At 70.0% G+C, this 12,095-nt stretch carries 11 protein-coding genes, 1 pseudogene and 2 CRISPR repeat arrays; of the genes and pseudogenes, 8 read left to right on the top strand and 4 right to left on the bottom strand.

Going from position 1 to position 12,095, the window contains the following annotated elements; translation table 11 throughout:
- Window positions 1-286: 286 nt before the first annotated feature.
- A complete protein-coding gene (locus tag IE248_RS36350; protein ID WP_190033053.1) occupies window positions 287-889 on the top strand; it encodes a hypothetical protein in 603 nt (200 codons plus the stop codon).
- A gap of 943 nt (window positions 890-1,832) precedes the next feature.
- Window positions 1,833-2,069 carry a hypothetical protein gene (locus IE248_RS36345; protein WP_190033052.1) on the top strand — a complete coding sequence of 79 codons (237 nt, stop codon included), beginning with the start codon at window positions 1,833-1,835 and terminating at the stop codon, window positions 2,067-2,069.
- A gap of 283 nt (window positions 2,070-2,352) precedes the next feature.
- A CRISPR array of direct repeats spans window positions 2,353-2,922; the repeat unit is 24 nt; unit sequence CATCCCCGCGGGTGCGGGGAGCAG.
- 82 nt (window positions 2,923-3,004) lie between these two features.
- On the opposite strand, the gene cas2e is transcribed toward IE248_RS36345, so the two are convergent.
- Complete coding sequence (cas2e, locus tag IE248_RS36340; protein ID WP_190033051.1) at window positions 3,005-3,331, bottom strand: type I-E CRISPR-associated endoribonuclease Cas2e; 327 nt, start codon at window positions 3,329-3,331, stop codon at window positions 3,005-3,007.
- Between the two features lie 185 nt (window positions 3,332-3,516).
- On the opposite strand from cas2e, the gene IE248_RS38035 reads away from it, so the two are divergent.
- Together IE248_RS38035 and IE248_RS36330 are read left to right on the top strand one after the other, a co-directional pair.
- Window positions 3,517-3,702 carry a hypothetical protein gene (locus IE248_RS38035; RefSeq protein ID WP_229895797.1) on the top strand — a complete coding sequence of 62 codons (186 nt, stop codon included), beginning with the start codon at window positions 3,517-3,519 and terminating at the stop codon, window positions 3,700-3,702.
- 347 nt (window positions 3,703-4,049) lie between these two features.
- The gene (locus IE248_RS36330) at window positions 4,050-4,379 is read left to right on the top strand and encodes a nucleoside triphosphate pyrophosphohydrolase (RefSeq protein ID WP_229895796.1); all 330 of its coding nucleotides are present in this window, start codon (window positions 4,050-4,052) and stop codon (window positions 4,377-4,379) included.
- Window positions 4,380-4,405: 26 nt separating this feature from the next.
- Here IE248_RS36330 and IE248_RS36325 read toward each other — a convergent pair whose 3' ends face one another.
- Window positions 4,406-5,761, bottom strand: a complete 1,356-nt coding sequence (locus IE248_RS36325; protein ID WP_190033050.1) for a methyltransferase domain-containing protein — start codon at window positions 5,759-5,761, stop codon at window positions 4,406-4,408.
- A gap of 28 nt (window positions 5,762-5,789) precedes the next feature.
- Complete coding sequence (locus IE248_RS36320; RefSeq protein ID WP_229895795.1) at window positions 5,790-6,857, bottom strand: LysR family transcriptional regulator; 1,068 nt, start codon at window positions 6,855-6,857, stop codon at window positions 5,790-5,792.
- 208 nt (window positions 6,858-7,065) lie between these two features.
- On the opposite strand from IE248_RS36320, the gene IE248_RS36315 reads away from it, so the two are divergent.
- Genes IE248_RS36315 through IE248_RS36300 form a run of 4 tightly spaced genes read left to right on the top strand, consistent with a single transcriptional unit; the run spans window position 7,066 to window position 10,383 of the window.
- A complete protein-coding gene (locus IE248_RS36315; RefSeq protein ID WP_190033049.1) occupies window positions 7,066-7,611 on the top strand; it encodes a dCTP deaminase in 546 nt (181 codons plus the stop codon).
- A 5-nt stretch (window positions 7,612-7,616) separates the two neighbouring features.
- A complete protein-coding gene (locus IE248_RS36310; RefSeq protein ID WP_229895794.1) occupies window positions 7,617-8,261 on the top strand; it encodes a hypothetical protein in 645 nt (214 codons plus the stop codon).
- Window positions 8,262-8,311: 50 nt separating this feature from the next.
- A complete protein-coding gene (locus tag IE248_RS36305) occupies window positions 8,312-9,223 on the top strand; it encodes a hypothetical protein (protein WP_229895793.1) in 912 nt (303 codons plus the stop codon).
- Window positions 9,220-10,383 (top strand): cysteine desulfurase family protein, encoded by a 1,164-nt coding sequence (locus IE248_RS36300; RefSeq protein WP_190033046.1) that lies wholly within the window; start codon window positions 9,220-9,222, stop codon window positions 10,381-10,383. The genes IE248_RS36305 and IE248_RS36300 overlap by 4 nt, the downstream gene beginning before the upstream one ends.
- 337 nt (window positions 10,384-10,720) lie before the next feature.
- On the opposite strand, the pseudogene IE248_RS38030 reads toward IE248_RS36300, so the two are convergent.
- Window positions 10,721-10,988 (bottom strand): annotated as a pseudogene (locus IE248_RS38030) (IS110 family transposase); the annotation flags it as partial.
- Window positions 10,989-11,261: 273 nt separating this feature from the next.
- A CRISPR array of direct repeats spans window positions 11,262-11,896; the repeat unit is 24 nt; unit sequence CATCCCCGCGGGTGCGGGGAGCAG.
- Window positions 11,897-12,095 lie beyond the last annotated feature (199 nt).

Below are 12,095 nucleotides of genomic sequence, written 5' to 3'. Positions count from 1 at the left end.
ACCTGGGCGCCTACATCGCCGCAAAGACCGCCCGTAACACCGTTGCCAAGCGCGCGGCCCTGCGCGGCGGAGCTTGCGACCCATTTAAGGACAAGCCTCAACCGCTCCGTCGCGTAGCTCCGTCTACCGATCTCGCCGAGGTAACGCAAGAACGCTCAGGGCGTGCGGTGCGGACGTCAGGGCTTCGGCACCGTCTGCTGAATCTTCCCCAAAATGCTAGCGACCGCTGTCGGTGCGAACCCGTATCCTGGCCTGTTCTGCCCAAGTACTCAGGGAGGTTCGGAAGATGAGCGAGACCAATGCACGGTGGCAGCCGACGCAGCACGGCGCCAACATCGGACACACATCGGCGTGGATGGCACACCGCAAGGTCGCGCTCGACGTTCACCGGATGCTCAACGAGGGCGATCCCGACCGCGCGGTGATTGACGCCCCGTACACGGTGATGGCGCTGCGGCACGTGATCCGTGGTGTCCGAATGACGTCCGAGCACCTCAAGACCGGGCCGGCCAAGGAGTTGCTGAAGGAGGCTCTCGCCGACTTCGACAAGGCAGTGCCGGGCGGCAAGAAGGCCCGGGACGTGATCGAGCACTTCGACGAGTACTCGATGGGCATCGGAGACCTTCAGCAGCGTCGCGTGCCCCGGCAGGACAGGCAGCCGGACGACGAGCTGTCCGAGGCGTTCAATCACCGGCTCGACTGGAACGTGATGGGCGACGAGCGCCGGCCCGTCTACGTCGCCGGTCCGTTCCGTATCGACCTTCTGGCAGCCGAGGAAGCCGCCTTCCGGCTGGTCTGCGATACGTACGAGGCCCTGCGGCTGGACGAGGGAAGCCCGGTTCCCCGCGGGTGGACCTATGCGGTCCAGCGCGGCTCTCTGCGGGGGTGAACGGCGAGTTCGAGACGTCCGTAACTCACCAGCTCTCGGACCCCCTCGGCCAGACTCACCAATCCTCACCGTTCCACGGTGACGGAATCTGCGTCTGCGCTCCCATCGTCCCTGCCGCGCCATGCCAGACTCCCCTCAGGCGAACGGAACAAGCCAACTCGCCCGTGCCCCTCCGGAGCACTCTGGCACTACTCTCCCGACACTCTGAATACCGTCTCGCGCACTCTGCCTACACTCTCGCGCAGTCTGACTACGTGCAGGTCATGGCGGCTTTTGGTTGGCGCTACTCGCCACCACGGGGCTCTCGTCCTACTCTCGCTTCACCGGCTCCGATCGGGCCGACGCCACACACCGGATACGCCTCCATGGGAGGGATTTTCGCCATGCCCCAGATCCTGACCATGCAGGCGGGCCGTGACCGACGGCGCGAACTGGCCAAGTTGGCCTCTAATGATCTCGCGGAAGTTAGTCATAGTTAGCCACTGATGGGCACTCATGTCCTCTTGCGATACCTTGCATAGCCTTTCACCTGCGGCAACGCCCCCGTTGCCGGTTTCCGCACTCGGTGCTCGCCAGGCTGCCCGGCCGGTCATACGCTCCACTCACACCTCGACCTCCGAGGACACCCTCCGCTTCGCCCTCACAGAAGGGATGTTCGCCGTGTCCGAAAATACGTTCCCCTGCGGGCCCGACGCGGGCACCTAACGTGATCCGGCCAAGTTCGGGGTCGGTGGCCTAGAGCTTTCTCGATCCTTCTAGAGCTATCTCGACCCGATTCGTCTGTTCCGTTGAGTTTCTTTGAGTGTGACCTGCTGAGATGCAGTGCGCCGGTGCGATTTTAGCCGCCGCTCGCCAGGCTCAGCCGGCGCTCCTACTCTCCAAACACGCCCCGGTTCTCGGGGACGCGACTCCTCAACACACCTTCAACGAAGGAGACTTCGTCATGTCCGCATGGCCTCGCATCACCTGCCCTGCCTGCCGTCGCTCCGTCGCCGTCAGCCCGGACACGCGCCACCTGGCCCGGCACGACCCGCCGGGGCCGCAGAACCGCCGCCACGGGCTCCCCCCGATCAGCTGCATCGCCTCGGGTCGCCTCATCCCGGCAGACTCGGACCTGCTGCTGCCGATGTTCGAGGATGCCGGGCCCGAGCCGGCTGCAAAGGGGCTCGCGCCTTTCTGAACGTCACCGCGTCCGCGGGGCCTTGTGGTTGTCCAGCCGGACATTAAGGCCCCGCACGCACCCCAGCGGACCGAGTCGAAGGTGCTGGGCGGGGGGCCCGGGGAGGGGACGTCGTCTATGCCCTCGGCGGGTCGTCTTCCCCATCACGACCAGCTTCGGACGGTCCGGGTGGCCGATGCCCAGGAACATGACCCTCGTGAGGGCGTCAAGGATCTCGTCGGACTCCTCGTTCGGCATGCGTTCGGGGTGGTGAGAGAACACCTGACGGCCAGCACCTTGGGGTCATCCCCGCGGGGGCGGGGAGCAGGTCATGGTGACGACTCTGGTGAGGGCTCGGCCGGGGTCATCCCCGCGGGTGCGGGGAGCAGCCGGACGGCACGGTCATCGTCAAGCTTCACCAGGGGTCATCCCCGCGGGTGCAGGAAGCAGGCCAGATCGGCTATGCCAAGACCATCGACTCCGGGGTCATCCCCGTGGGTGCGGGGAGCAGGCAGGCCAGACCATTGACCGGGTGGGCGTCTCGGGGTCATCCCCGCGGGTGCGGGAAGCAGAGCCGGCGGGGGCTGGTGAAGCGGATGCTGGGGGGCATCCCCGCGGGTGCGGGGAGCAGTGCCGCCTCGGCCTCCCCGGCCGGTGGGGCCGGGGGTCATCCCCGCGGGTGCGGGGAGCAGGGGAGGATGACGTACCGGCCCAGGGTGGGCACGGGTCATCCCCGCGGATGCGGGGAGCAGCCGACCAGCATGGACGAGCTGGCCGAGTCCCCGGGGTCATCCCCGCGGGTGCGGAGAGCAGTTGAGCCGCGGCCACCTCCAGCCGCCCCAGTAGGGGTCATCCCCGCGGGTGCGGGGAGCAGTCTTCGTGACCTGCGAGTTTCTACGGAATCCGGCTCACTTTGAACCACTTCCCGAGATTCCGACATAGGGTATCAATCGGATCTACCTGTTTCCGAAACGGCGGCGCTTCGACGCCTTGCTCCAGCCCTGGCGGCTCGGCGGCGGTGGAGCGACGCGGTCACTGGGGCGGTGGATCAGCGTGACTCCTTCATGATCAATCGGGCGCCACTTGTGGTCGTGGGCCTCGAAGGCGAAGCCCTGTTCATTGTCGGTGTTGTACGCCAGAAGAGCGCGCCCCATGCCCGCGTATCGCCGAACTTCCTCCCACAGCGCCGCCCTGACACGGGCAGACGGTCCGCCGATGAAGACTCCGGGCGGGATCTCGAAGAGCCAGCGGGTAAGGAATCCGCGGACCGCGGGCATGTCCATGAAGGACCATCTCGCCAGGGTCGCCGAGGAGAAGGAGCACGAGCAGCGGCTCGACACGGCCACGGCCGTCTTCCGGCGCGCCATCGGCGCGCCCGGACTTCTAGAGCGGTTCGACGCCGACTTCGGCGGGCTGCCGCCGTCCACCGCCCACCACACCCCGCGGGCGGCCTGGCCGCCTGACCCCAGTGGAACTGCTCGTCGACTACCGATGGCTCCTGGACCGCCAGGAGGAGAGCCTGCGCTCCGGCCTCACCGTCAACGACCTCTCCGTGCTCGTCGGCACGGCCGCCCGGCACCGCGTCAATACCCCCCGCCTGGACCAGGCCGACGCGGACGCCTTCTGGCGCGCCGCGGTGTTCCTGGAGGAGTGAGTGCGTAGTCCTGCGTCCTCTCCCCGCCCGCAACGAGGCGTACGGGGATACGGCGTCGCCATCGCCTACCTGGAGGCCTCGGGCAGCCGTGGCGCGACCTGGTCGACGACATCCGCGCCCTGAGCCTGGACTCGTACGCCATCGCCGAGCGGCTATCCCAGGACGGGCGAAGCCCCACACCAGCCCGCCGGCCCGAGAGCAGTACTTGGTGGCTCCAGAGGCGCGGCTCAGCCACAGGGCTAACCGCTTCGGGTGGGATTCCTGGTTCTGATGGCGCCAGTTGAGGCCCCATCTCTAGGCTCGAACAACATGAGGGCCCGGCCGTCTGGCCGGCCCATGGCGACCTGGTGCAGGAGAAGTACGTGCTCTACGGCAAGCTGGTACGGGACCGGATTCCTCAGATCATCCGCGCGGACGGAGCCGAGCCGGAGGTCTACGTGGCCGATCCGGCCGAGTACCGCCAGCGCCTCCGCGCGAAGCTGACCGAAGAAGTCGCGGAGTACATGGAGGCGGACGAGACCGACGCCCCCGAAGAGCTCGCGGACGTCCTCGAGGTCGCCTTCGCCCTCGCGGCCGACCTCGGCGTCGATCCGGCTCAGCTGGAGAAGATCCGGGCAGCGAAGGCCGAGCAGCGGGGTGGGTTCGCGGAACGCATCGTCTGGACCGGCAACCGCTGACCTGCGGTGCGGGCCCCGCAACACCACTACACCTCGGGCTTGACCAGCACGACGTGACTCACTCCGGGCAGGGACAGCCCGGCAGACCCCGCCGCGAGGACCAGGCCGGCGTGGCGGGCCAGCGCGGTGGTCTCCGCCGCGCTGATGCCGCGCTGGAACGTCCCCTTCCCCTCGCTCGACCAAAAGCCGTCGTGGTGGGCCGTCCAGGTACCGCCCGCGGCAGCCTTCGTGATCTCCTCAGGGGAGCGGGTGACGACCACGACGTGCCCGCCGGGGCGTACGAACGCGGCCGCGTCCTGCAGCGCGCGGATCCGCGCTCCCGGGTCGGGCAGCACGTTGAGGACGAACATCTGGGTCACCAGGTCATAGCCCTCCCGCTCCGGGCGGGGCCAGCCGAACCCCTCGTGCGGGTCGTACCCGTCCGCGTCCAGCCCGGCAGCCCGGTAGTGGGCTACGTCGGCCCCGCGGCCGCAGCCGTGGTCCAGGACCGTACGGACGCCGAGCGGGCCCGTCAGGTGTCCGGTGACTGCCCGGGCCGCCGGTGAGGCTCCTTGGCGGCTCATCGCGGTCTTGTGGGGCTGGTACGGGCGCGCACCCGCGGCCGCCGGCTGCTTGCCGGTGAGGTCGCTGATCGCGAACAGGACGTCGTCCGGCTCCGCGGCTTCCGGGGTGAGGGGCAGGTCGAGCAGGAGCGCGGAGTGGTCGGTGAACGCCCCCGGTCCCGTACGGACTTCGTCCCGGGTTGTGACCGAGACCCCGGCGGCCAGGTGGTCGCTCAGCAGGGCGAGGTCACAGCGGAAGCGGCTGAGCTTGCCGGTGAAGAGCCGCTCGAACGTGAACTTCGCTTCGTCCTCCCCGTCCGGACGGGTAGTGTCGACGAGCCACGCGCTCTGGAGCAGGTGCTGAAGCGCCTTGCGTTCGGTGTCCGCGGTGAACCCGCTGACCTCCCCGTCGTACAGCCCGTCCTGCGGCCGCGGCGCGAGGTTGAAGTCCCCGCAGATCAGCAGTGGCCGCCCACCCTCGGCCGAGGCCATCGCCGCGAGCTCGCCGAGCTGAGCGGTGCGCGCTCCGCTGGTGTAAGCGTCGAGGTGGACCTGCAGGACGGTGAGCCAGCCCAGCTCGGCCCGCTGTGCCCAGGCGGTCGGCGCCGAGACGGCCGGCGCAGCGATGTCCTCGCGGACCCAGGTGGCGAGGTGGCCGTCTCCGCCCGCGAAGACGTACCCGTGAAGGAGGGGCGGGCGCCGGTCCGCAGGTTTGTAGGGCTCCTGCGCGACGATGACCGCGACGTCGTGCGCGCGCAGCCAGGCGGCGAAGCGTGCCCGGGCGCCGTCCGGTCCGTCCGCGCCGAGTCGCTTGTTGAGGTTGATCGAGGCCAGCAGCATCAGAGGTGCCCTTCGGCGGACGGGATGGTCACAGCGGGAGCGGCCGGCCGGAGGCGGCTTCCTCGCGGAACGCCTCCCACAGCACGTTCAAGGGGTGCGAAGCGTCGTAGGTGTCCCGCTCGCCCTTGCGCGCGAAGACGCCCGAGACGAGCTGGAGCATGGGGGCGAAGTCGTCGGCGAACTCGACCAGGCGGAACCCCTCGCCGCCGGGCAGCCGGCCCGCGACGGCTGCCTCGCCAATGGAGCGGGCGCAGAGCATGCAGCCGCGGGTCATCTCGGAGCGCAGCAGGGCCAGCCCGTAATAGATGTCGTCGATCTCCGCGACGACCTGGAGGTGGGTGCGGAAGTCGGTTCCGTACCAGCGCTCGACGAAGTCGGCGATCACCCCGCGGGAGGGGATGACCAGCGGCAGGTTCCGCAGCCGCTCAACGCCGACCTGGCGGGCGGGCAGCTCGCGGACGGAGAGGTTCGTCAGGAGGGCGAGGCCTTCGCGGTGCCATTCCAGGAAGTCGTACTCGGGGGCGAGCAGGTCGTCGCCGACCGTCGCGGCCAGCCCGCCGCACAGGAGGTCGACCTGGTTGGAGTCCAGGCGCTGCCGGAAGTCGCGGGTACGTACGTGGACGACCTTGAGCTCCACCTCCCGCGCCATCAGTTCGGGCTCGACCCGCTCCCACACCCGTGCCAGGAAGGGAAGCGTGAACTCGGTGGTGCCCACGGTCAGGGTGGAGCCGAGCCGGCGGCGCGAGTTCGCGATGCCCTGGAGCCAGTCGGAGAACGTGGACCGGATTCGGTCCACGACCTCCAGCCCGGTGGGGGTGAACAGCAGATCGCGGCCGCGGCCCTGTTTCACGACCACCAGCTCGCCGGTCAGGGCCTGGAAGTTGCGGTTGAGGATGTCCAGCTGCTTCTGCACGCTGGACTGCTCCCGCCCCAGCAGTCGGGCCGCCGCGAGGGCCGTGCCCTCCTCGTGAACGACGACGAGCGTGCGCATCTGGTCCCACGTCAGGTCCAGCAAGTCCGGTGAGCAAGCGAGCAGATCGCCCCGGAACCCCTCGGGACCAGGCACTTTGAGCGGGCCGGACGGTATCGAAGGCATGCGCTTCCCCTCCCCTGGGCGCCACCCCACCAGCTTGCACTGTCCGAGCGGCCAGGAGTAGTGGACTTCACCGCATTTCACGCCAGGAAAACCTTTAAATGTTCGGGTGGACATGGAGACATGGCGGGCTATCCACGGGAACATTTCCTCAGTCGCCTTCGATCTGGCGACAGTCACCACACCGATGCCTGAATTCCGGGGGTGAGTCATGCTTTCAGCCGCGTCCATCAAGGACCACATCAAGAGCGGCGCCGTGACGTGGGACGGGGAACTGCGCGGGGACAGCCTGCTCCTGAAGCTGGGCAGTCCGATCCAGCCGCTCGTCGATCCCGGCGCCGTCGTGGACCTGGCCGACCAGACCAGCATCGACACCCTGTACGGCCCGCGGATCACCGACTGGAGTACGTACGACCTGGCGCCCGGTCAGATGGTCCTGGCAGCGGCCTCCGAGCCGGTCTCCCTCGGCCCTGACGTCACGGGGCTGATCGGCGGCTTGAGCCACCTGGCCCGCGTCGGCCTGGCCGTCCACGTCACCAGCCCGTTCGTCCTCCCGGGCTGGTCCGGCCACCTGACCCTCGAACTCGTCAACGAGTGCCCGGCCACGCTGCGCCTGCACCACGGCATGCCGCTGGCCCGCCTCGTACTCCAGCTCCGCGGCGGCGGCCACGCCGCGGCCACCCACCCCTTCTACGGCCGGCCAACTGACCTGCAGAGCCGCTACGCCGACGAACTCGGCGACCCGAACAAGAGGTGACCGCCATGGACGACTGCCAGTTCTGCATCGAGTTCACCGAGCGTGCGCCCAGGAGCCGCATCATCACCGAGACCACCGACCGCTGGGTCCTCCTCCCCACCGTCGGCTGCCTCACCCCCGGCTACTCCCTCTACATGCCCCTGGAGCACCTCGACGCGGCCGCCGACGTCGCGCCCGCCGACCTCCCGCAGGTCGCCGCCGGACTGGAGTCGATGCGCACCCTGATCCAGGCCCACTACGGCCCCACCATCGTCGCCGAGCACGGGCCGCGGGACTGCGAGCTCGGCGCCTCCTGCTGCGGCCACGCCCACCTCCACCTCATCCCCGTACCGGACCCGGACGCCGTCCTGGCCGCGTACGAGAAGGTCGGCGGCCCGGGTCGGCGGCTCTCCTCGCTCGTCGACCTGCCGGCGGCCGCGGAGACCTCATACCTGTATCTCTCGACCCGCCCGGGCGAGCACTGCTACTGGCCCGCCGACGGCCGGTTCGCCCGCCAGTTCGTCCGCCGCGTCGTCGCCGACCAGTACGGCATTGGCGAGCAGTACGACTGGCGCGACCACCCCTTCGTGGAGAACCGCGACCAGACGCGCGACACCCTCACCGCGGCCGTCCTGGCAACCGCGACCATCCTGGCCACCGCGACCGCCTGACGACGAACGGGGACACCATGGCGATTCCCTTGCCCCGACCCCTGCACAGCATGAGCGCCGACGAACTCGCGGCGGCGGCGAAGGACCGGCGGTGGCCGAAGTGGCAGACCATGGCGCTGCTGCACTCCCTGCGCCTGCCCACCCTGAACGCGGCCCTGTTACGGCCCGGTCAGAGCGCGGGCGAGATACGCACCGCCGCCCACGCCCTCGCCACTGTGCTCGGCACCGATCGGCTGATGATCCGCTCCGACGGCGGGGTCGAGAAGAAGCAGTACTACCGCGGGGGCAACACCTTCTCCATCGGTGAGATCGCGCACCGGGCTCAGCCCCTGCTGGCCGACGGGCGCGCGGTCATCCTGGCGAGCCCCACCAACCGGTTCACCAACAGGCTCACCGTCATGATCCGGATGGACCGCCCGGGCCCCGGCATCCGCGGCACCTTCACCCTCGAAGCGCTCGGCCCCGGCTACGACGTCGCCGATCTCACCCGCGGCGAACTGCCGCCCCAGGTCACCGCCCAGCTCGACGTCGTCGACTGGGACCGCTACAGCACACCCCGCTGGCACGAGTGGACGTTCACCGGCGACCACTGCCCCGGTGGGGAGGACGCCCGCCTGCGCCGCCGCCTGGAGCGCCTCGCAGCCCAGACCCTGGCCGACGGCGGCCAGCTCGCCGGAGACCCTCAGCCTGAACACGCCGAAACGTGGCTCCGCGAACGCGGCTACCTGCATCTGTTCGGTCCCCAGGACCCACGCCCGGCCCTGATGCGGCGCGCCGCCAAGCTGTTCGAGGACGCCTTCGTCCTCACCCGGGTGCAGCCGAACCGGAACTGGCGGTGCCTGGCCACCGCTTACTCCGTGTTCGCCGAGCCCCGCACCGTCTACTGGGACCTCGTCGACGGCGAACGCAAGTACGCCGCGGCCGCGCCGGCCGTCGACCGGGCCAAGGAGGAGGCAGTGTGACCAGCCGACCGATCTACCTCGACCACCAGGCCACCACCCCGCTCGACCCCCGCGTCCTCGACGAAATGCTGCCGTATCTCACCACCGAGTACGGCAACCCCAACAGCGCCCACGCCTACGGCCGGGCAGCGGCCAAGGCCGTCGCCACCGCCCGCCGGCAGGTCGCCGATCTCGTCGGCGCGAGGAACACCGTCGAGGTGGTGTTCACCTCCGGCGCCACCGAGGCCAACCACCTCGCCATCGTCGGCGGCGCCCTCGCCAAACGCCCGTACGGCGGGCACATCGTCACCACCGCGATCGAGCACAAGGCCGTCCTCGCCGCCGTCCAGCGCCTCGTCGACCACCACGGCTACACCTCCACCCGCGTCGCCGTCGACGAGCACGGACGAGTCCACCCCGACGACATCGCCGCCGCCCTCACCCCGAACACCGTCCTCGTCTCCGTCATGCACGCCAACAACGAGATCGGCACCCTGCAACGGATCGCTGACATCACCCAGCTCACCGCCCCCCGAGGGATCCTCCTGCACACCGACGCCGCGCAGAGTGCCGGATACGGCCTCTTCGACGCCGACGAACTCGGCGTCGACCTCGCCTCCCTCTCCGCCCACAAGCTCTACGGGCCCAAGGGCATCGGCGCCCTCTACGTCCGCGGCGGAACCCTCCTCACCGCCCAGCAGACCGGCGGTGGCCAGGAACGCGGACTACGGGCCGGCACCCTCAACGTCCCCGCCATCGTCGGCCTTGGCGCTGCCGCCCATCTGGTCACCAGCGACACCGCCCCCTCCCCCACGCAGATCCGCGCCCTGCGCGACCGCCTCCAGGACAGGCTCCTCGACGCGCTCCCCGGCGCCACCGTCAACGGGCACCCCAGCCGCCGGATCCCCGGCTCCCTCAGCCTCACCCTCCCGGACGCCGAAGCCGCAGACGTCCTGGACCACCTCCCGGACATCGCCGCGGCCACCGGATCCGCCTGCAACACGGGAACCGGCGAACCCTCCCACGTCCTCACCGCCATCGGCCTCACCCGCACCCAGGCCCGCCGCACCCTGCGCCTGGGCATCGGCCGCAACACCACGGCCGCCGAGGTCGAGCGCGCCGCGGTACTGATCGCGCAGGCCACTGCCAGGCACCGGCCGCCTCGTTCCAGCGCCGCCTGAGGAAGTGCCGCGGAGCCTCCCGCCGGCCCGACGGACTTGACGTAACGAAGCGATGTGCTGCCGCGTCTTCCACAGGAGGAAGACCTTGGAGCGGGCCATAGGTCCTGCAGGGGAGATCATCACGTGACCGAAGAGTCGACGTCCCGTTCCATCAGCACGCCGAAGCACGCGCACACCCCTGGGTCGTCGCGGCCGAGATCGCCGTCGACGACTCCGTGACTCCGTGGCCCGCATCGCCGACCTCCGCTGCTCCTCCGCCGCACAAAGACCGAGCAGCGGATCGACGCGTTGGACACCTACTGCGGGGCCTGCCGACGACCGTACGCCGACGTGGCCGGGCGCGACTGCGCTGCGACCGCTTGAGCATCGCCTGCAGCGGGGCGCGGGCAAGCCGACCAGCCCGCGCCGGAGTCGCTGCGGCGGCCGGCGGCGAGCCAGCCGGGGAAGTACTCGCGAAGGTGGGAGCGGAGCTTGTTGCCGACCTGGTTGCGATCCCAGACGGCGTCTTGCTGGCCCCGGGCGAGGACGGCGACGGCCTGGGCGAGCTCGCTGTCGATGGGCAGCGGCCGGCCGGCATCGGCGTCGGTGCGCAGGATGGCGAGAAGCTGGCGGCCGCGGTCTTTTTCGAGGTCTCGCCGGACCGGGTCAGGGGTAGCGATCCGCCAGCTTCGCCCCCCATTGGGTAACGGGGTGGGGCATCCCCGCGGGTGCGGGGAGCGGCTGGTCCCTCTGGGGCTCCGGGATGGGCGACACGGGGTCATCCCGCGGGTGTGGGGAGCAGGGGTCCTCGTCCAGCCCGTTCTGCAGCATCTCGGGGTCATCCCCGCGGGACGGGGAGCAGCTGACGTGCGACCAGTCGCTGCTGACGCTCCCGGGGTCATCCCCGCGGGTGCGGGGAGCAGCGCTTCGCCGAGCCCGCGATGGAAGGCGAGGCGGGGCCATCCCCGCGGGTGCAGGGAGCAGACAGTCCGACGCATGGTTACGCACAGCGAGAGGGGGTCATCCCCGCGGGTGCGGGGAGCAGAAGTCGTTGCGGCGGGACAGCTCGGCGGTGCGGGGAGCATCCCCGCGGGTGCGGGGAGCAGTCGATCGCGGCGAGTCCGGCCGGGCCGGGCTGGGGAGCATCCCCGCGGGTGCGGGGAGCAGCTTCTCCGGCGCGGACATTGTCGGATTCGACTGGGAGCATCCCCGCGGGTGCGGGGAGCAGGGGTTGGGCAGGCTGGAGAAATCACCGACCGAGGGAGCATCCCCGCGGGTGCGGGGAGCAGCTTCAGCTCCTCGGTGCCGGCCCCGCGGTACAGGGGGTCATCCCCGCGGGTGCGGGGAGCAGGTCCGGCGCCGGTGCGGCCGGACGTAGGACCTGGGGTCATCCCCGCGGGTGCGGGGAGCAGAGGAGTTCAGCCACCTGGGCGCGAAGCTCCTGGGGGTCATCCCCGCGGGTGCGGGGAGCAGGGCGCACGCCCCGGCGCCCCGGCCGCCGTCTCGGGGTCATCCCCGCGGGTGCGGGGAGCAGTCTTCGTGACCTGCGAGTTTCTACGGGATCCAGCTCACTTTGAACCACTTCCCGAAATTCCGACATAGGGTATCAATCGGATCTGCCTGCGCTCCCGTCCTGTCCTGGGCGGTCAGTTGGCCAGAGGCAGGGCGGCCGCTATGACGTGCCGCTCCTTGCGGCTTACCAGCGGGAAGATGATTTTCAGGCCTTGCTCACT

The organism is Streptomyces goshikiensis, from assembly GCF_014650555.1.
Classification (GTDB): Bacteria; Actinomycetota; Actinomycetes; order Streptomycetales; family Streptomycetaceae; genus Streptomyces; species Streptomyces goshikiensis.
The sequence above is the reverse complement of the archived record's forward strand: the minus strand, read 5'-3'. Positions and strand labels throughout refer to the sequence as shown.

Coding starts and splice junctions, on each gene's coding strand:
- IE248_RS36345 (WP_190033052.1), top strand. CDS start 1,833: ATGTCCGCATGGCCTCGCATCACCTGCCCTGCCTGCCGTCGCTCCGTC.
- IE248_RS36320 (WP_229895795.1), bottom strand. CDS start 6,857: ATGCCTTCGATACCGTCCGGCCCGCTCAAAGTGCCTGGTCCCGAGGGG.
- IE248_RS36310 (WP_229895794.1), top strand. CDS start 7,617: ATGGACGACTGCCAGTTCTGCATCGAGTTCACCGAGCGTGCGCCCAGG.
- IE248_RS36305 (WP_229895793.1), top strand. CDS start 8,312: ATGAGCGCCGACGAACTCGCGGCGGCGGCGAAGGACCGGCGGTGGCCG.
- IE248_RS36315 (WP_190033049.1), top strand. CDS start 7,066: ATGCTTTCAGCCGCGTCCATCAAGGACCACATCAAGAGCGGCGCCGTG.
- cas2e (WP_190033051.1), bottom strand. CDS start 3,331: ATGGACATGCCCGCGGTCCGCGGATTCCTTACCCGCTGGCTCTTCGAG.
- IE248_RS36350 (WP_190033053.1), top strand. CDS start 287: ATGAGCGAGACCAATGCACGGTGGCAGCCGACGCAGCACGGCGCCAAC.
- IE248_RS36325 (WP_190033050.1), bottom strand. CDS start 5,761: ATGCTGCTGGCCTCGATCAACCTCAACAAGCGACTCGGCGCGGACGGA.